The sequence below is a fragment of the Labrys sp. WJW genome (assembly GCF_001676615.1).
GTDB classification, from domain to species: Bacteria; Pseudomonadota; Alphaproteobacteria; order Rhizobiales; family Labraceae; genus Labrys; species Labrys sedimenti.
Genome location: NZ_LYXZ01000035.1, coordinates 34,337 through 51,960, shown reverse-complemented (window position 1 = coordinate 51,960; position 17,624 = coordinate 34,337). Strand labels below are relative to the sequence as shown.

At 65.1% G+C, this 17,624-nt stretch carries 17 protein-coding genes; 13 read left to right on the top strand and 4 right to left on the bottom strand.

Annotated features, from left to right (window positions below; all coding sequences use genetic code 11):
• Position 1 precedes the first annotated feature (1 nt).
• The 5 genes from BA190_RS20990 (at position 2) to BA190_RS20970 (ending at position 5,450) form a co-directional block, all read left to right on the top strand.
• Positions 2-901, top strand: coding sequence for a hypothetical protein (locus tag BA190_RS20990; RefSeq protein WP_068291649.1), 900 nt, complete (start codon positions 2-4; stop codon positions 899-901).
• Positions 898-2,334 (top strand): NADH:flavin oxidoreductase, encoded by a 1,437-nt coding sequence (locus tag BA190_RS20985; protein WP_068291646.1) that lies wholly within the window; start codon positions 898-900, stop codon positions 2,332-2,334. Before BA190_RS20990 ends, BA190_RS20985 begins: the two co-directional genes overlap by 4 nt.
• A gap of 44 nt (positions 2,335-2,378) precedes the next feature.
• Complete coding sequence (locus tag BA190_RS20980) at positions 2,379-3,929, top strand: hypothetical protein (protein ID WP_068291643.1); 1,551 nt, start codon at positions 2,379-2,381, stop codon at positions 3,927-3,929.
• A 16-nt stretch (positions 3,930-3,945) separates the two neighbouring features.
• Positions 3,946-4,371 carry a hypothetical protein gene (locus BA190_RS20975; protein ID WP_068291640.1) on the top strand — a complete coding sequence of 142 codons (426 nt, stop codon included), beginning with the start codon at positions 3,946-3,948 and terminating at the stop codon, positions 4,369-4,371.
• A gap of 221 nt (positions 4,372-4,592) precedes the next feature.
• On the top strand, positions 4,593-5,450 hold the full coding sequence (locus BA190_RS20970) for a slipin family protein (RefSeq protein WP_068291638.1): 858 nt from the start codon (positions 4,593-4,595) through the stop codon (positions 5,448-5,450).
• A gap of 68 nt (positions 5,451-5,518) precedes the next feature.
• Here the strand turns inward: BA190_RS20970 and BA190_RS20965 are convergent, their stop codons facing one another.
• Positions 5,519-6,397 (bottom strand): LysR substrate-binding domain-containing protein, encoded by an 879-nt coding sequence (locus tag BA190_RS20965; RefSeq protein ID WP_068291636.1) that lies wholly within the window; start codon positions 6,395-6,397, stop codon positions 5,519-5,521.
• A gap of 204 nt (positions 6,398-6,601) precedes the next feature.
• Here BA190_RS20965 and BA190_RS20960 point away from each other — a divergent pair, with 204 nt between their 5' ends.
• Positions 6,602-6,910 carry a DUF1127 domain-containing protein gene (locus BA190_RS20960; protein WP_068291635.1) on the top strand — a complete coding sequence of 103 codons (309 nt, stop codon included), beginning with the start codon at positions 6,602-6,604 and terminating at the stop codon, positions 6,908-6,910.
• 113 nt (positions 6,911-7,023) lie between these two features.
• Here BA190_RS20960 and BA190_RS20955 read toward each other — a convergent pair whose 3' ends face one another.
• Complete coding sequence (locus BA190_RS20955) at positions 7,024-7,713, bottom strand: DUF937 domain-containing protein (RefSeq protein ID WP_068291633.1); 690 nt, start codon at positions 7,711-7,713, stop codon at positions 7,024-7,026.
• Between the two features lie 30 nt (positions 7,714-7,743).
• Complete coding sequence (locus BA190_RS20950; protein ID WP_068291631.1) at positions 7,744-9,147, bottom strand: MATE family efflux transporter; 1,404 nt, start codon at positions 9,145-9,147, stop codon at positions 7,744-7,746.
• A 240-nt stretch (positions 9,148-9,387) separates the two neighbouring features.
• Here BA190_RS20950 and BA190_RS20945 point away from each other — a divergent pair, with 240 nt between their 5' ends.
• Entirely contained in the window at positions 9,388-11,040 is a 1,653-nt protein-coding gene (locus BA190_RS20945; RefSeq protein WP_202908499.1) for an acyl-CoA dehydrogenase family protein, read from the top strand.
• 196 nt (positions 11,041-11,236) lie between these two features.
• Here BA190_RS20945 and BA190_RS20940 read toward each other — a convergent pair whose 3' ends face one another.
• Positions 11,237-11,779 carry an invasion associated locus B family protein gene (locus BA190_RS20940; protein ID WP_068291629.1) on the bottom strand — a complete coding sequence of 181 codons (543 nt, stop codon included), beginning with the start codon at positions 11,777-11,779 and terminating at the stop codon, positions 11,237-11,239.
• 399 nt (positions 11,780-12,178) lie between these two features.
• Here BA190_RS20940 and coxB point away from each other — a divergent pair, with 399 nt between their 5' ends.
• The 6 genes from coxB (at position 12,179) to BA190_RS20910 (ending at position 17,549) form a co-directional block, all read left to right on the top strand.
• The gene (gene coxB / locus BA190_RS20935) at positions 12,179-13,012 is read left to right on the top strand and encodes a cytochrome c oxidase subunit II (RefSeq protein ID WP_068291937.1); all 834 of its coding nucleotides are present in this window, start codon (positions 12,179-12,181) and stop codon (positions 13,010-13,012) included.
• A gap of 33 nt (positions 13,013-13,045) precedes the next feature.
• On the top strand, positions 13,046-14,692 hold the full coding sequence (ctaD, locus tag BA190_RS20930; protein WP_068291628.1) for a cytochrome c oxidase subunit I: 1,647 nt from the start codon (positions 13,046-13,048) through the stop codon (positions 14,690-14,692).
• Positions 14,693-14,893: 201 nt separating this feature from the next.
• The gene (gene cyoE, locus BA190_RS20925) at positions 14,894-15,817 is read left to right on the top strand and encodes a heme o synthase (protein WP_371260366.1); all 924 of its coding nucleotides are present in this window, start codon (positions 14,894-14,896) and stop codon (positions 15,815-15,817) included.
• Positions 15,814-16,059, top strand: a complete 246-nt coding sequence (locus BA190_RS20920) for a hypothetical protein (RefSeq protein WP_068291626.1) — start codon at positions 15,814-15,816, stop codon at positions 16,057-16,059. Before cyoE ends, BA190_RS20920 begins: the two co-directional genes overlap by 4 nt.
• A 1-nt stretch (position 16,060) precedes the next feature.
• Positions 16,061-16,681, top strand: coding sequence for a cytochrome c oxidase assembly protein (locus BA190_RS20915; RefSeq protein WP_068291624.1), 621 nt, complete (start codon positions 16,061-16,063; stop codon positions 16,679-16,681).
• 31 nt (positions 16,682-16,712) lie between these two features.
• Positions 16,713-17,549 (top strand): cytochrome c oxidase subunit 3, encoded by an 837-nt coding sequence (locus BA190_RS20910; RefSeq protein WP_068291622.1) that lies wholly within the window; start codon positions 16,713-16,715, stop codon positions 17,547-17,549.
• The last annotated feature ends 75 nt before the right edge of the window (positions 17,550-17,624 follow it).

Genomic DNA, 17,624 nt, shown 5'->3' with positions numbered 1-17,624 from the left:
GATGGCCCGGCGCATCCATATCCCGTTGCTGATCGATCTCCTCGAAGTCGAGGACGCCGCCACCATCTCTGCAATCGACCGCGATCCCCGTCTCGACCGCGCCTATGGCAAGGCAGGGCCCTTGTTCAACCGGATGCTGGCCGGCCGGCTGGCACGGATATTCGCCATCGACGGCATCCCGTTTCCGACCATGCGGGGGCGCCATGACGAAGCACGCCGGGCGGCCCAGGCCGCCCTCGCCGCCCGGCTGCACGATGCGGCTCTGCCCGAGCTGTCCGGCAAGCACCCGCTGGTCGCCTATGTCAGGGGCACCGGCCCGCGCGAACAGGTGGGGCCGGCGCTGCAAGCCGTGATCGCCCGCCAATTCGACCCGGCCTTCACGCCGCAGGAAGCGGAAGCCCAACGCCTGTGGGACGCGGCCGTTCGCTTCGATGCTGCCGCCCGCACCGCCAACCCGCTGCTCTGGCTGCAGCAGGCGCTGTTCGGCACGCTGCATGCCGACAGGAACATCCTGGCCGGCGCGGTCGGCCGCGATCCGGTCGCCATCCATGCCGTCGGCATCGCCGTGCACAATCTGGTGGCGAGCCTCGACCGGCTGCGCGCCCATCATGACGACCCCGGCCGCCGCTTCGCCCTCGATGGCACGGCGGCGGCGATCGCCTCGCTCGCCGCACCCGACTCGGTGCTGCGCCAGGCCAAGGGCGTGGCCGACATCCCCGGCGGCTCGCTGGAACCCGGCGCCCTGGTGAGGTTCAAGCTCGCTTATGCCGCCGGGCGCACGCTCGATCCCGCCACCGCCTTCCAATCCGCCTCCTGGAGCGCCTGCCCGGCCTCCGGCTTCGTGTTCCGGCTGCTCGCCGGGATCTGGACAGCGGCCCGCACCGAGGACGACGAGCCATGAGACCACCTCAATCAACCGGCGAGGATCCGATCTTCACGCCCCTTCATTTCCGCAATCTCACGGTGAAGAACCGCATCTTCCGTTCCAGCATTTCGGGACGCTGGGACAATGAGGACGGTTCGCCCACCCAGACGCGCCTCAACTGGGAGAGCAAGTTCGCCCGGGGAGGCATCGGCGCCATCATCACCTCCTTCGTGCCAGTGGCGATCGAGGGCCGGATCGCGGCCAATTATGCCACCAACCATCGCGATGCCTTCATTCCGCTCTGGGCTCGGATTGCCGAGGCCGTCCACGTCCATGATTGCCGCTTCATCATGCAGCTCAGCCATTCGGGCCGGCAGATGGACGTGCCTGGCGTCACCAACCAGCATCGTCCGGTGGCCAGCCCCACCAATGCGCGCGAGACTTTGCACGGCTTTCCGACCCAGGCGATGACGCCGGGCGAGATCGGCATCCTGGTCGAGAAATTCGGGCGCGCGGCCTGGCGGGCGCGCGAGGCGGGCTGCGACGGCGTCGAACTGCACGCGGCCAACGGCTACCTCTTCACCCAGTTCCTTTCCTCCGGCATCAACGACCGTACCGACCACTATGGCGGCTCCCTGCCCAACCGGGCGCGCTTCCTCCTGGAGGTGATCCGCTCGATCCGCAGCCATGTCGGCCGGGATTTTCATCTGCAGGTCAAGCTCAGCGCGGTCGATCGCAACAATGTCATCCCTTGGGAAAAGAAGGGCAACACTATCGACGAGACCATCGAGGTGGCGCGCTACTGCCAGGCGGCGGGGGTCGATGCCATCCATGTCTCCATCGGCTCTCTCTTCCCCCATCCCCTCAACCCGCCCGGCGACCTTTCGCTCGAAACGCTGGCGGTCGTCTACGACGCCATGATCGCCTCCGGCCTGTATGGCCTGCGCAATTTCCTCCTCTTCCGCTATCCGGCCCTGCGCCCGATCTTCCGCTGGCTGTGGTTCCGCATGAAGAAGGGCCATGGCATCGAGGGCATCAGCCTGGAGGAAGCCTGCCAGTTCAAGCAGGTCCTCACCATCCCGGTGCTGGTCACTGGCGGTTTCCAGACAGCCTCGGTGGTCCGTCAGGCCCTCGCCTCGGGCCAGTGCGACGGGGTGGCGATTGCCCGCTCCCTCATCGCCAACAACGACCTGCCCCGGCAATGGCAGGCCGGCCACGACCGCCCGGCCAATCCCTGCACCTATTGCAACAAATGCCTGGTCAACGCGGCCAAGAATCCGCTGGGCTGCTACGAGGAGCAGCGCTTTCCCGACCGCGACGCCATGCTGGCTGCCCTCTACTCGATCTATGCGACCAAGCCCGATCTGGTCATTCCCGGTGGGGTTCCGTCCGGTTCGAGCCCCGCTCCGGCATTGGCCAGCACCGCCGGAACTGCACGAAAACGCAAAACCCCTCACCCCGTTTCATGAGCCGATCGGAGGCTGGCGCTCGACCACATCTGAGGAAAAGCACGATGCCGGAACCCTATTTCGTCACCGAAGTCGAGCGCCAACTGGCGCAACGCCGCCGGAAATGGCAGCCGGTGCGGCTCGTGCTCATCGCCGCCCTGGTGGCGGTTGTCTATCTCGCTTTGACGGCGGCCATCCTGTTCACCCGCAACGATACGCCACGCTATGCCGACATAGCCGAGCATTTCAAATATGGCTCGATCGGCTCGGAGACGGAAAGCGGCATTCCCTACCGGGTCTGGCAGGCCCTGCCCAGGCTGTTCCCGGATACCTTCGAACGGCGCGACGACTACAGCGCCTTCGGCTTCCTCTATGAAAAGGACAGCCTCGGGCGACAGCGCGACCTGCCCATCGGGGTCTCGCGCCGGACGGTGCGCGGCGTCGATATGGTCTGGCTCAACTGCGCCGTCTGCCACACCGGCACCTATCGCTTGAGCGCGAACGGCCCCCGCATCACCGTACCGGCAATGCCCTCCAACAATCTTCAGTTCGAACGTTTCGTACGCTTCGTCCTGTCGACGGCCGCCGACGAACGCATGGCGCCGGATACGCTGATTCCCGCGGCCGAAGCCGCCGGCCATCGCTTCGGCGTGGTCGAGAAGGTCGCCTGGCGCTATCTGGTGCTGCCTACGCTGCGCGAAGGCCTGATTGCGCGGCATGCCAGGCTCGAATCGCTGCTCGCGCGCCAGCCCGACTGGGGTCCGGGCCGGGTCGACACCTTCAATCCCTACAAGGTGGTGCAGATGAAGATCCCCGCCTCGACGCTGACTCCGGCCGAGGTGATCGGTGCCGCCGACTTCCCCGCCGTCTTCGAACAGGGACCGCGCGAGGGCATGCATCTGCACTGGGACGGCAACAACACCTCGCTGGCCGAGCGCAATCTCTCGGCCGCGCTCGGCGCCGGCGTCACCCCCGAGACGGTCGACCATGCCGCCATCAAGCGCGTTGCCGACTGGCTGCTCACGCTCAAACCGCCGGCCTCTCCCAACCGGCCCGATGCCGGTGCCGTCGCGCGGGGGCGCACTGTCTACAGGAGCGCCTGCAGTTCCTGCCATGGCGAGCAGGATCCGGCGGGCTATCAGTTCCAGGGCGAGACGATAGGCAAGGTCGATCCCATCGCGCGCCTCGGCACCGACAGGGCACGCCTCGACAGCTACACGCCGGCCTTCCGGCAAAGACAGCTCACCGAATTGTTCGCCGGCACGCCCTACGCCTTCAGATCCTTCGAAAAGACCGATGGCTACGCCAATCTCCCGCTCGATGGCCTGTGGCTGCGCGGGCCCTATCTGCACAACGGCGCCGTTCCCACGCTGAAGGATCTGCTCGCCCCGCCCGCCGAGCGCCCGTCGGCCTATCTGCGCGGCAGCGACGTCGTCGATGCCGTCAATGGCGGCTTCCTCTCGCCGCCCTGCAACCCCAAGGCCCCGCCACCGCCGGCAGCGGGCTTCTGCTTCGACACTGCCCAGGCCGGCAACGGCAGGGACGGCCATCTCTACGGCACCGATCTGCCGGCACCGGCCAAATCGGATCTGCTTGCCTATCTGCTCACCTTCTGACCGGGAGACCCCAACCATGACCGATCAGACTCTCACCCTCGGATGGACCATGGCGCAGGCCGCCAGGGCCCTGCGCAGCTATCGGATCGTCCTCGGCTTCAACATGGTCGTGCATGTGCTGATCGGGCTCGCCTGCATTTTCTGCCCCGGCTGGGTTTCGCAGATGGCGGGCCTGCCGGAAGCCGTTCCGGTGGGTTGGGAACGCGGCTGGGGCGCCACGCTGCTGCTCGTCACCGCGCTCTATGTTCCCGGCTGGCACAGGCCGTTGATAGCCCGTATGCCCAACCTGATCGGCATCGGCGGCCGCCTGTGGATGGCCTTGATCTGGCTCCTCTGCGGCGGCGGTTTCCTGTGGTTCGCCCTGTTCGACGGCTTTTTCGCCGTGGTGCTCGCGGTGCTCTACCGGCGCCTGCTGACGAACCAGCTGATGACCCGTCCCTGAGGCCCCGCCGGGTTCCGGGCGCTGCCAGGGTTCCTCTTTAAGTGCGCGGCGGCGATGGCCATATTCAGGGCGGGACTGCGGCCCCGGCCCGCCATGCTCGGGATTGCTCCGCCGTAACGCCTTGCTCCCCTCGGGGTCACCAGGACCCGCAGGATGCGGCGGAACCAGGAACTGGCGCCAGGAGGCGATGACGCCTCGACGCCCGTTCCGGGAGTATCGCCATGAACCCCATCACCCTGTTCGTCACGAGCATTCTCACCCTCGCCGGTGCGGGCTCGGCCTATCTCGGCCAGTACTGGCTCGCGGGCCTGTTATTCCTGTTCGCCCTCGTCGTCGCGGCCTCCCTCAAGATGGCCAACACCTGGCAGAAATTCGTGGTGCTGCGCGCCGGCAATCTGCAGGGCGTCTATGGCCCCGGCCTGTTCCTGATCATTCCGGTCATCGACAATGTCGTGGCCGTGATCGACGAGCGCATCCAGACCACCGCCTTCAACGCCGAACAGGCCCTGACGCGCGACACCGTACCCGTCAATGTCGATGCCATCATCTTCTGGCACGTGCATGATGCCCAGAAGGCGGCGCTGGCGATCACCCATTACCGCGAGGCGATCGACCGGGTCGCCCAGACCTCGCTGCGCGAAATGATCGGTGCCTCGATGCTGTCCTCCCTGCTGTCCGACCGCAAGGCAGCCGACGAGCGCCTGCGCGACGTCATCGGCGGCAAGACCGCCGAATGGGGCATCACCGTGATGTCGGTGGAGATCCGCGACGTCGCGATCCCGGTGGCCCTCCAGGACGCGATGTCGCGCCAGGCCCAGGCCGAACGGGAAAGAGAAGCACGCGTCATTCTCGGCTCGGCGGAAGCCGAAGTCGCCAGCAAGTTCGTGGAGGCGGCCGAGACCTATGCCAGCCATCCCGCCGCCCTGCAGCTCAGGGCCATGAACATCATCTACGAAACGACCAAGGAGCGGGGCGCGACCATCCTGATCCCGACCACCATGGTGGACAGCCTCAATCCGGCCTCGGCGCTGGTCCTGGCGAACCAGGGCTCGCCAAACCCGCTGAAAAGCGCGGCTTGAATATGCGGGGTGGTCGGGGAAGGGGAGTGTCAGATCGACAACTCCTCACCTCCTGCAAACCGGCAGCTTTATTCCGCCGCTTCGTTCTGGGCCAGATTATCGAGACTCTGGATGATCAGGCCCGCCAGGGCGTCGGCCAGCGAGGTCTGCTCGCGCCAATTGCGCACCAGGCCGATCTTGCAGGACGGCAGCGGCGGGAAGCCGTCGGTGGGACCGAGGACACGCATGCCCGGCTTCAGCGCGCTTTCGGGCAGCACGGAGACCGCCAGGCCGGCCAGGACCATGGCGCCGACCGCCGTGGAATTCCAGCTCGAATAGAGCACGCGATAGCTGCGATTGATGGTTTCGAGCCTTTCCTGCGCCGCCTGCCGCCAGCCGCAGCTCGGACGGCCGAGCGCGAGCGGCAGCGGCGTCTCGGTATGGACCTGGTGCCGGCTCGAGGTCACCCAGAGCAGGCGCTCATGACGCACGAATTCGGCAGCTCCCTTGTGCTCGACATGGGTGATGATGGCGAGATCGAGATCATTGGTATTGATACGTTCGATCAGCATGGGCGTCGGCTCGCAGACGATGGTCACCTCGACCCGGGGATTGGCCTGCGAGAAGCGCGCCATGATCTCGGGCAGGTAGCGGTCGGCGTAGTCGTCGGGAATGCCGATGCGCACTCGTCCGGTCAATTCGTTCTGCGAGAAAGCACAGACCGCGTCCATGTTGAGCTTGACGATGCGGCGGGCATAGTCGAGCAGCTTGTCGCCGTCTTCCGTCAGCCGGGAAGCCCGCCCGTCCCGCTCGAAGATCGGCTTGCCGATGCGTTCCTCCAGCCGCTTCATCTGCATGGAGACCGCCGATTGCGTCTTGAAGACGATGTCGGCAGCGCGGGTGAAGCTGCCCGTTTCGGCGATGGCGATGAAGGTCCTGAGCTGATCGATATCCAACAGCACTGCCATGGCCACCCTCGCCTCGCTATTGCCTGAGGTGCGTGCCTCCACGCGCCATCAAGGAGCACGATAACAATCGCTTATGCTGAACATTAGAAACATTCGTTGGATTGATCAATGCCGATGTTTCATAGTGTTACCGTTCAGTATTGGTGATGAGTGGAGCGTTCCATCCGGGAGCGCTGCATCACCGGCCGCCCGATGGAGAATCCGATGAACAGCGTCGTCGTCAACAGCCAGTCTTCCTCTCTCGTCTCGCCCCTCGTCGAGATGATGCGCGCTGTATTCGGCAAGATCGCCAGTCTCGCCGTCGCGCTTCACAATCGCCGGGAAATCAACCAGTTGGCCAATGCGGATGCAGCGATGCTGCGCGATCTCGGCCTGACGCCGACCGATGTCGAAGGCGCCCTGTCGCAGCCGCTCTGGCGCGATCCGTCGGCCCAGCTCGTCGCGGCGCAAATGGATTGGCGCTGCTCGGCCAAGGCCGCCAAGCATGACAATTTCGTCGGTCTGCACGCCTGATGCCTGACCGGCACGACTTCTGGCCGCTTCCCCTGCGGCAGAACGCCCCGGAAGCGTGACTTCCGCACCTCAGCCCGCTTCGCCTGAAGCGGGCTTTTTCATTCCGGCCTCTGTTATTTCCTGCCGAACCAGGTTTGCAGCAGCGACTGCATCGCATCGGCCTGCGCCTTCTGGATCTGGCTGCCCGCTTCGAGCATCTGATCCATCATCGCCGCAGCATCGCTCTTGGGAGCGGGAGCCGAGATCGGCGCGAGGAACGGCGCCCACAAGGCCGCCAGGGCGCTATTGTCGAACCAGGGCGCCGGCTTGGCCTGCGGCGGCTGGAAGGCCCGCATCATGGCATCGAACATCTCGCCCAATGGATGGCTGGGTGCCGGCGGCACGGCTGCCCGCGCCAGGCCGCTGACCAGGATGGATGCCACGGACGGCAGCATGGCGGCGATCACCGGAGCGGCAACACCGCTCTGCAAGGCTGCGAGCTGGGACAGTGCCTTGGTCATCTCTGAGGTACCGAACAGGGCCGCCATCACGCGCTGGCCCTGCTGGGTCGCCTGCTGGGTGAAGGCCAACGCCGCGTCCTGGAAGCTATCGACCTGCGGCACCCCCGACAGGCCGAAGAAGTCCGGCGGTTCGGCCGCGGTCTTCGCCCTCTCCACCTCCCGCTTCAGGCCGAGCGAGAAGGCCGGCATCAGCGCCTCGGCCGCTGCCAGGGCCTGCTTCTGGCTGAGTTCGAAATGGCGGGCCAGATTGTCTATCGCCTGCCCGTTCTGCGCGGTGTTCAAGAGATCGAAGAGTGTGTTCATGCCGCTTCCCATTCCACCGCCATTGCGCCCTCAGGCCTGTCCGGGGATCTTGAGCCACCGCAGCGAGCGATAGGCCCACCATACACCAAACACGCCGAAGATCACCGCGCCAAGCCCCTGTCCGGCCAACGCCCCCTCCGCTCCCCAGTATTTTGCGCCGATGATGGCAAAGGGAATGGTGCCGAGCGTCGCCTTGCCCCAATTGGACAGGGTCGCGGCAATCGGAAAGCCGAGATTGTTGAAGGAAGCATTGGCAACGAAGAGCAGCCCGTGGAAGACCCACGATCCCGCCGCGAACAGGCAGAAAAAGGTGATGAGCTGGGCAGCCTGCGGATCGGTGATGTTGAACAGGCGGATCACCAGCTGATGCGTGGCCGCCAGCACCGCCCACACGACCAGCGCATAGATCGTGGTGAAGGTGAAGGCATCGATCAGGGCCCGGCGCACGCGGTCGAGGCGACCGGCGCCGTAGTTCTGCCCGAGAATCGGGCCGACGACACCGGAGAGCGAGAAGATGCCCCCGAAGCAGAAAGCGATTAGGCGCCCCATCACGGCATTGCCCGCCACGGCGCCATCACCGAAGGGGGCCAGCACGGCCGTCATGTAGCCGTTGGCCACGGGGGTGGCGAGATTGGCGAGCATGGCAGGGCCTGCAATCGCCATGATCGGTCCGGTATCGGCGAACGCCTCGCGCAGCGACAGGCGCCCGACCAGATCGTGCACGCGGGAAGCGCCGTACCAGCCGACCCAGACGGTAACCAGCCGCGAGATCACGATGACAACAGCCGCCCCCTCGACGCCGAGGCCGAACCACAGGATGAAGATCGGGTCGAGGATCGCCGCAGCGATGGCCCCCGACAGCGTGACATACATCGAGCGCCTGGCATCCCCGACCGAACGGAGCACGCCGGAGAGCGCCATGCCGCTTCCCATCAGCACGCCGCTCGGCACGCTGATCTGCAGGAAGATGGTGGCGAGTGCCAGCGTGCGGCCGGTGGCCCCCAGCTGCGTAAGCAGCCAGGGAATCAGCGGAAAGGCAACCGCCGCCACCAGCGCGTTGATCAGGAGCATCCAAACCAGGATGGAAGCCCCATAGCGTCGCGCCAGCGCGCGATTGTGCGCCCCGAGCGCGCGCGAGCACAGCGCGCCCGCCGAGATCATCACGCCGATGCAGATCGAGGTCGCCAGGAAGAGCACCGCCGCGCCATAGCCGACCGCCGCCGTCGCCGCGGTGTCGCCGAGATGAGCGATGTACCACAGGTTGATGAGGTCGACGGCAAACACCGACATCAGCCCGATCGAGCCGGTCGTGGTCATCACCACGACGTGGCGCATGATCGAACCGGTCACGAACTTTGCCGTCGGCGACAGGGAGGCCGGCTGCGCCGACACCTCGGCGGGCGTCGCGTCGTCATCGGCTTGGGGATGGCGCATTTTCAGTCCAATTCCTGGGAGCGCGGACGTCCTCGTCCGCACTTCCTCTCCCACAGGCACGATGGCTCCGAAAGCGGACGAGGACGTCCGCGCTCCCAGGAGTCGAAGCCTCGCTGCCCGCGGTTGGGCGAAGGGCATCGATATAGGCCGATATCCTCGGGCGGAAAACCCCTGTCTTCCTCCCCCCTCGCCAGAGGTGCTCCCACGCGATAATTTGACCCACAGTCAGGAAGCCACGCCATGATTGCGCAAGAGCCGATCGCCGACCTGCCGACCCATCAGGTGACCAATCAGGTCCCGCCTTTGCTCGACTACAACCTGTTCGACAGCGACCCCGGGCTCCAGGCCGCCCTGGAGCGCGAAGGCGCAGGCTGGGCCCGGCAGGCGGCGAGCGCCTTCGGAGCCTCGATCGGCAGCGCCGAAGCGATCGCGCTCGGCGAGGCCGCCGGCCGGCACACGCCCGAGCTGCACAGCTTCGATCGTTTCGGCCAGCGCATCGATCACGTCGAATTCCACCCCGCCTATCATGCTCTGATGGCCCGCGGCCTGGAAGCCGGCATCCATTCCCTGCCGGCTTCCGGCCGCCCCGGCGGCTTCGTCGCCCATGCCGCCCTGGAATATATGCTGACCCAGATCGAGCCCGGCGTGTGTTGTCCGATCACCATGACCGGCGCCAGCCTGGCCGTACTGCGCCAGGCACCCGCCCTTTTCGGGCAATGGGGCCCGCTCATTCTGGCCGACGCCTATGACGGCTCGGCCCGGCCGGCAGCCGACAAGGCGGCGGCGACCATCGGCATGGCCATGACCGAAAAGCAGGGTGGCTCCGACGTCCGAGCCAACACCACCCTCGCCAAGCCCCTGGGCGAAGACCTTTACGAACTCACCGGGCACAAATGGTTCTGTTCGGCCCCGATGTCGGATGGCTTCCTCACTTTGGCGCAGACGCCCGGTGGCCTCGCTTGCTTTTTCGTGCCGCGCTGGCGGCCCGACGGCACCCGCAATCCCATCTTCATCCAGCGCCTCAAGGACAAGCTCGGCAATCGTTCCAACGCCTCGGCGGAGATCGAATATGCCGGCGCTCTCGCCTGGCGCATCGGCGATGAGGGACGCGGCGTCGCCACCATCATGGCCATGGTCAACCAGACCCGGCTCGACGCCGCCCTGGTCTGCGCCGGCATGATGCGCCAATGCGCGGTCCAGGCCGTGCATCACGCCGCCCATCGCCGGGCCTTCGGCAAGCTGCTGATCGAGCAGCCCCTGATGCAGCCGGTCCTTGCCGACCTCGTGATCGAGGCAGAGGCCGCCACCATGCTGGTGATGCGCGTCGCCCGGGCCTTTGACGGCAACACGCCACAGGAAACCGCCTTTGCGCGCATCGGCGCGGCTATCGCCAAATTCTGGGTGACCAAGCGCCTGCCCAATCTCAGCTACGAGGCGCTGGAATGTCTCGGCGGCAATGGCTTCGTCGAAGAGGGACCGCTGGCCCGCTTCTATCGCGAGGCTCCCGTCAATGCGATCTGGGAAGGCTCCGGCAATGTCAATGCGCTCGACGTTCTGCGCGCCCTCGGCAAGGAACCCGCGACCGCCGAGGCGCTGCGCGCCGAATTGCAGGCGGCACACGGGCTGGATCGGCGCTACGACGCCTTCGTCGCCGCCATCGAGAAAAGTATGCGCACCGATGGCATGCAGGAGGCTCTGGCACGCCGCCTGGTGGAAGATCTCGCTTTGGCGCTGGAAGCTTCGCTCCTGCTGCGCGACGGCCCTGCGCCGATGGCCGAGGCCTTCATTGCCGGCCGCCTCGCTGGCGGCATGCGCGGCTGCTACGGCGCCCTCCCCGCCGGCCTGAACCTGCAGCCGATTCTGGATCGGGCGAGAGTGAAACCTTCCAGATAGCATCGAGTGCCGGCTGCGCCAGTATTCTCGAAACTTGGTAAACGCCGCCAATGGCGTAGAACGGAGCAGCCGGCTGGGACCGCGAACGCCTCGACCGCCCCAGTGGAAACGGATGCTCGCCGGAAGGGCAGAGGTGGACGGGACGTCCGCGGTCCCAGCCTCAGCTGCAACAATCGAAGGCCGATGCCTTCCGACTTCATTTCAGCTTGTCGAAACCTTCGCCAAAGCCCTTCAGGGTCAGGGGAATGCCGATGCCCTCTTCCGGTGTCTGGAAGATGATGAAGGTGGCTTCCTTGCCGGTGCGCAGCATGCCGATCTGGGAATCGTCGAGCACCACGTCGGCCAGGCATCCCGTCGGCAGGCAGCGCACGAAAGCGGCGCGGCCGACATCCTTGCCGTCGATCTTGAGGCCGAGGCCGGACGGCAGGAGCACGCCGAGCGGCGCGATCACCCGCAGCAGGCGGCTCTTCTGGTCCGCCGTGCGCAGCACCAGCACCGAGAGCGCCACATTGGGGCGATCGGACGCGGTGACGGCCTGCACCAGCGCACATTGTTCCTGCTGGGCTCCCGGCGGGGTATCGCAGCGCACCTGCCAGTTGTCGTGGGTCGAGCGCAGCACGCCGAGCTGATCGGTCTGCTGCGCCGCGGCAGGACCGCCAAGCACGGCGCCGGCCAGCAGGCCCACGAAGGAAAGGCCGGCTACGCGCCGCAGCGTGGTCGCAAGAGCATGTTTCAGCATGTGTGCCAACAAGTTACATCCTCGCCGAATCAGGGCACGCAGGCCCGGTTTGGATTTCAGTCGCGACGGGTAGCAGACAGGCCCTGACTGTCAAGCACACCACCGCGACGGCGTTCCGCCCAGGTTGACGGCACATCATGGCGCTTTCGCGCCCAATTGCCGCACAAACCGTGGACGTCGAACCATTGCGATGCGCTGTGGATTGTGGTTTTTGAGTGACCGTGTGCTTTACATGAGTTCCAATCCGTGAAATCTGCGCGCCAGAGAGTTTTGCGCGATTGGCGCTCCCGACCGGTAACGAGCCAGGTGGCTTACCACGTGCCGCATCGGCTGCGTCGTGTCGGCGGGGAATTGGAGAGAAGGCGGATGGCTTTCCAGGCTAGGAAGAAAATGGGCGGGATGGCACTGTCATCGCTGCTGTGGGGCCTCATGATCGGCACGGCCCGTGCCGAAGAGGCCGCCAAGGGCGGCCTCGGCGAGCCGCAGCCCTGGCAGACGGGCCTGCAGGAACCCGCCACGCCGGTCATGGAATATATCGTCTGGTTCCATACCTATGTGATGTGGTTCATCGTCCCCATCACCCTCTTCGTGATGGTCCTGCTGCTCTATGTGATCGTCCGCTTCAACAAGAAGGCCAACCCGGTCCCCTCCAAGGTCACGCACAACACCATCCTGGAAGTGGCGTGGACGGTACTGCCGATTCTGGTGCTGGTGTGCATCGCCCTGCCCTCGTTCAAGCTCCTCTACATGGAGGAAGTGATTCCGAAGGCCGACCTGACCATCAAGGCGACCGGCAGCCAGTGGTATTGGGATTACGAATATCCCGACAATGGCGACATTTCCTTCTCCTCCACCATGGTGCGCGACCTGCCCATGAGCGATCCGCTGCGCCTGCTCAAGGTGGACAACGAGGTCGTCGTGCCCGTGAACAAGACGGTGGTGGTGCAGGTCACCTCCAACGACGTGATTCACTCCTTCTCGGTGAACTCCTTCGGCATCAAGATCGACGCCATTCCCGGCCGCCTGAACCAGACCTGGTTCAAGGCCACCCGCGAAGGCATGTATTATGGCCAGTGCTCGCGCCTGTGCGGCCGCGACCATGCCTTCATGCCGATCGCCTTCCGCGTGGTAAGCGAGGAAGAGTTCCAGAAGTGGGTGGCGAGCAAGAAGACTGCAATGAACGGCGCCGCCCCGGACAAGGTCGCAGCCGCGACCACCGTCGTAGTAAAGTAATGGCCTGACGGCTCGACTAAAGGATTGAATGTGATGGCCACTGCCCACAACGCATCGGCGCATGGGGATCATGCCCAAGATCCGCATGCCCATGACGCGCATGATCATCCGACCGGCTGGCGCCGTTATGTCTATTCGACCAACCACAAGGACATCGGCACGCTCTACCTGATCTTCGCGCTGGTCGCGGGTATCATCGGCGGCCTCCTGTCGGTGGCGATGCGCGCGGAACTGATGTTCCCGGGCCAGCAATTCTTCACCAACCCCTACACGTTCAATGCGTTCGTGACCGCGCACGGCCTGATCATGATCTTCTTCATGGTCATGCCCGCGATGATCGGCGGCTTCGGCAACTGGTTCGTGCCGCTGATGATCGGCGCGCCGGACATGGCCTTCCCGCGCATGAACAACATCTCGTTCTGGCTGCTGATCCCGGCGTTCGGCCTCCTGATCATCTCGATGTTCGTGCCCGGCGGTCCCGGCGCCGACGACCTCGGTGTCGGCACCGGCTGGACGGCCTATCCGCCGATGTCCTCGATCAAGGGCACGCCCGGGCCGGCGATGGATTTTGCCATCCTGTCGCTGCATCTGGCCGGTGCTTCCTCGATCCTGGGCGCCATCAACTTCATCACCACCATCTTCAACATGCGCGCACCGGGCATGACGCTGCACAAGATGCCGCTGTTCGCCTGGGGCGTGCTGGTCACCGCCTTCCTGCTGCTGCTGTCGCTGCCCGTCCTCGCCGGCGCCATCACCATGCTGCTGACGGACCGTAACTTCGGCACCGCCTTCTTCGATCCGGCCAATGGCGGCGACCCGATCCTGTGGATGCATCTGTTCTGGTTCTTCGGTCACCCCGAAGTCTACATCATGATCCTGCCCGGCTTCGGCATCGTCAGCCACATCATCTCGACCTTCTCGCGCAAGCCCATCTTCGGCTATCTCGGCATGGCCTATGCCATGGTCGCCATCGGCGTCGTCGGCTTTGTCGTGTGGGCCCACCACATGTACACCGTCGGCCTCGACGTCGACACGCAGGCCTATTTCGTGTTCGCCACCATGGTGATCGCGGTGCCGACCGGCGTGAAGATCTTCTCCTGGATCGCCACGATGTGGGGTGGTTCCATCGACTTCAAGGCGCCCATGGTGTGGGCGACGGGCTTCATCTTCCTGTTCACCGTCGGCGGCGTAACCGGCGTGATGCTGGCCAATGCCGGCGTCGACCGCTCGCTGCACAACACCTATTACGTGGTGGCGCATTTCCACTACGTGTTGTCGCTGGGCGCGGTCTTCTCCATCTTCGCGGGCTGGTACTACTGGTTCCCGAAAATGTTCGGCTACGTCATCCCCGACTGGATGGGCCAGGTGCATTTCTGGATCGCCTTCGTCGGCGCCAACATGCTGTTCATGCCGCAGCACTTCCTGGGCCTGGCCGGCATGCCTCGCCACCTCGTCGACTACAACCCGGCCTTCGCGGGCTGGAACCTGGTCTCCTCCCTCGGCGCCTTCATCTTCTTCGGTGGCGTGATCTGGTTCCTGGCCATCAACTTCTATGCGATCTTCGTCCGCAAGGAGCAGGCGGCCGCCAATCCCTGGGGCGAGGGCGCCACCACCCTGGAATGGACGCTGTCCTCGCCGCCGCCCTTCCATCAGTTCGAGACGCTGCCCCGCATCCGCTGAGCCCCTCGAACGCACGAGCTTTCGGGAGGGTGGCCGCTTCGACGGCCGCCCTCCCGCCTCCAGCAAACAGGTTTTCTTCTTGAGCCTTTCCCTGAAGGCTCGAGAAGAAAACCGGCCCGCAAGGGCCGCCGGCCAGGTGTTTCAGCCCAAGCATCTCCCCCGCCCGGCCGGCTCGACGAAAAGGAACGTTCTTTGACCGATATCGGCATGCCCATCCAAGGCGAGGCTGACGATGCTGTCCCCGTGATCAGCATCGCGTCGGTTGGCGACTTTCTGGCCTTGCTCAAGCCGCGCGTGATGTCGCTGGTGGTCTTCACCGCCCTCACCGGCATGGTCGTGGCACCCGGCCCGATCCATCCGGTCATCGGCCTTGCCGCCCTGATCGCCATCGCGGTCGGCGCCGGCGCCTCGGGCGCCCTCAACATGTGGTACGACGCCGATATCGACGCCGTGATGTCGCGCACGCGCAACCGCCCGGTTCCGGCCGGCCGCGTCAGTCCGGGCGAAGCGCTCGCCTTCGGCATCATCCTGTCCGGCCTGTCGGTGCTGGCGCTCGGCGTCTTCACCAATTTCCTCGCCGCGGGCCTGCTCGCCTTCACCATCTTCTTCTATGTCGTTGTTTACACGATGTGGCTGAAGCGCTGGACGGTGCAGAACATCGTGATCGGCGGCGCGGCGGGTGCCCTGCCCCCAGTCGTCGCCTATGCCGCGGTGACCGGCACTGTGACGGTGGAAAGCCTCGTGCTCTTCGCCCTGATCTTCATGTGGACGCCGCCCCATTTCTGGGCGCTGGCGCTGTTCAAGTCGGGCGACTACGAAAAGGCCGGCGTGCCGATGCTGCCCGTGGTGGCGGGAGACCACGAGACCCGCCGCCAGATCCTGATCTACACCGTGCTGCTCGCCCCGATCGGCATGCTGCCCTGGCTGCTCGGCTACGCGCATTGGAGCTATGGCGTGGTTGCGGGCCTGGGTGGGCTCGGCATGCTCTGGCTTGCCATCGACATCTGGCGCAAGCCCGGTGACATGGGACCGGCCAAGCGCATGTTCGGCTACTCGATCCTCTATCTGTTCGTGCTGTTCGCCTGCCTGCTCGGCGAGGCGCTGGTGATGAGGGTCCTGGCATGATGGCGCATCATCTGTGGTTCATCGGACCGGCCCTGATCATCCTGCTGCTGATCATCCTGTTCCGTCCCCTCGCCTATCAGCGCCCACCGAAGGATAGCTGGGTCGCCAGGCTGCCGGCCGACCAGGCGCGCAAGCTGCATTGGCGTTCGATCGCGATCGCCGCCGCCCTCATCGCCTTCGTGCTGCTCGTCTATGCCGTGAGCTTCGTCAAAGGCCCCGGCGTGCTCGACAAGGGGTTCTAGAATGGCCGGAACGCCCGACAAGCCTTCCTCTTCGCGCCCCAAGGTCGGCAATGGCATAATCGCGGTGTCCTGCATCGCGTTCGTGGCATCGATGGTTGGTGCGGCCTATGCCGCAGTGCCGCTCTATACGCTGTTCTGCCAGGTCACCGGCTTTGCGGGGACCACGCGCGTCGCCGAGGCCGCTCCGGGCCAGATCCTCGACCGCAGCTTCGAAGTGCGCTTCGATTCGAACATCAACCCGGCCCTGCCCTGGAAGTTCGAACCCGAGCAGCGCTCGGTGACGGTCAAGGCCGGAGAGGTGAAGACGGTCTACTACAAGATCACCAACCTTTCCCAGGAAACCACCTATGCCGCGGCCGCCTACAATGTGACGCCGCAGGAAACCGGTGCGTATTTCTCAAAAATCCAGTGCTTCTGCTTCACCAACCAGAAGCTGGGGCCGGGCGAGAGCCAGGAGCTGCCGGTGGTCTTCTTCGTCGATCCCGCGATCGACAAGGTCGACTATCTTGCCGGCGTGCACACGATCACGCTTTCCTATACCTACTATCCGGCCAAGCCTCCCGTGACTCCGCTCGCGGCGGCCGAACCGAAAACCGACACGTCGAGCAAACCACAGTTATAAGTTCCCGGGCGACCGGCATCTGGAGAAAGCCATGGCTCAGACCAAGAACCATGATTACCACCTCGTCAATCCGAGCCCATGGCCGTTCGTCGGCTCGATGGCGGCTTTCGTTCTGGCCATCGGCCTGATCACCTGGATGCACAAATATTCCTACGGCCCGCTGGTGTTCGGCGTCGGCCTGATCGGCGTGCTCTACACCATGCTGATGTGGTGGTGGGACGTCATCAAGGAAGCCTCCGAGGGCGATCACACCCCGGTGGTGCAGCTGCATCACCGCTACGGCATGATGCTGTTCATCGCTTCGGAAGTGATGTTCTTCGTCGCCTGGTTCTGGGCCTATTTCGACGTCGCCCTCTTCCCCGGCGATGCCGCCGAGGTCGCTCGCACCACCCTGACGGGAGGCGTCTGGCCGCCCAAGGGCATCGAGACCCTCGACCCCTGGCATCTGCCGCTCCTGAACACGCTGATCCTGCTCACCTCCGGCACCACGGTGACCTGGGCCCATCACGCCCTGCTCGAGGGCGATCAGAAGGGCCTGAAGAACGGCCTGATCCTGACGGTCATCCTCGGCCTGATCTTCACGCTGTGCCAGGCCTACGAGTATGCCCACGCGCCGTTCTCCTTCTCGGGCCACATCTATGGTTCGACCTTCTTCATGGCGACGGGCTTCCACGGCTTCCACGTGATCGTCGGCACCATCTTCCTGGCGGTCTGCCTGCTGCGCGCCAATCTGGGCCAGTTCACCCAACGCCACCACCTCGGCTTCGAGTTCGCTGCCTGGTACTGGCACTTCGTCGACGTGGTCTGGCTGTTCCTGTTCGCCTGCATCTACATCTGGGGTTATGGTCCCGGCGGCGTGCACGGCTGAGCCGCCTTCACATAGCGTTTTGCGATTTTACGGTGTCACCAAGAATCGCAAAGACGCGTCCAAACAAAGAGTTAG

What these genes read in the sequence shown, in the direction of transcription:
- BA190_RS20990 (WP_068291649.1), top strand. Translation starts at nt 2, where the DNA reads ATGGCCCGGCGCATCCATATCCCGTTGCTGATCGATCTCCTCGAAGTC.
- BA190_RS20985 (WP_068291646.1), top strand. Translation starts at nt 898, where the DNA reads ATGAGACCACCTCAATCAACCGGCGAGGATCCGATCTTCACGCCCCTT.
- BA190_RS20980 (WP_068291643.1), top strand. Translation starts at nt 2,379, where the DNA reads ATGCCGGAACCCTATTTCGTCACCGAAGTCGAGCGCCAACTGGCGCAA.
- BA190_RS20975 (WP_068291640.1), top strand. Translation starts at nt 3,946, where the DNA reads ATGACCGATCAGACTCTCACCCTCGGATGGACCATGGCGCAGGCCGCC.
- BA190_RS20970 (WP_068291638.1), top strand. Translation starts at nt 4,593, where the DNA reads ATGAACCCCATCACCCTGTTCGTCACGAGCATTCTCACCCTCGCCGGT.
- BA190_RS20965 (WP_068291636.1), bottom strand. Translation starts at nt 6,397, where the DNA reads ATGGCAGTGCTGTTGGATATCGATCAGCTCAGGACCTTCATCGCCATC.
- BA190_RS20960 (WP_068291635.1), top strand. Translation starts at nt 6,602, where the DNA reads ATGAACAGCGTCGTCGTCAACAGCCAGTCTTCCTCTCTCGTCTCGCCC.
- BA190_RS20955 (WP_068291633.1), bottom strand. Translation starts at nt 7,713, where the DNA reads ATGAACACACTCTTCGATCTCTTGAACACCGCGCAGAACGGGCAGGCG.
- BA190_RS20950 (WP_068291631.1), bottom strand. Translation starts at nt 9,147, where the DNA reads ATGCGCCATCCCCAAGCCGATGACGACGCGACGCCCGCCGAGGTGTCG.
- BA190_RS20945 (WP_202908499.1), top strand. Translation starts at nt 9,388, where the DNA reads ATGATTGCGCAAGAGCCGATCGCCGACCTGCCGACCCATCAGGTGACC.
- BA190_RS20940 (WP_068291629.1), bottom strand. Translation starts at nt 11,779, where the DNA reads ATGCTGAAACATGCTCTTGCGACCACGCTGCGGCGCGTAGCCGGCCTT.
- coxB (WP_068291937.1), top strand. Translation starts at nt 12,179, where the DNA reads ATGGCACTGTCATCGCTGCTGTGGGGCCTCATGATCGGCACGGCCCGT.
- ctaD (WP_068291628.1), top strand. Translation starts at nt 13,046, where the DNA reads ATGGCCACTGCCCACAACGCATCGGCGCATGGGGATCATGCCCAAGAT.
- BA190_RS20920 (WP_068291626.1), top strand. Translation starts at nt 15,814, where the DNA reads ATGATGGCGCATCATCTGTGGTTCATCGGACCGGCCCTGATCATCCTG.
- BA190_RS20915 (WP_068291624.1), top strand. Translation starts at nt 16,061, where the DNA reads ATGGCCGGAACGCCCGACAAGCCTTCCTCTTCGCGCCCCAAGGTCGGC.
- BA190_RS20910 (WP_068291622.1), top strand. Translation starts at nt 16,713, where the DNA reads ATGGCTCAGACCAAGAACCATGATTACCACCTCGTCAATCCGAGCCCA.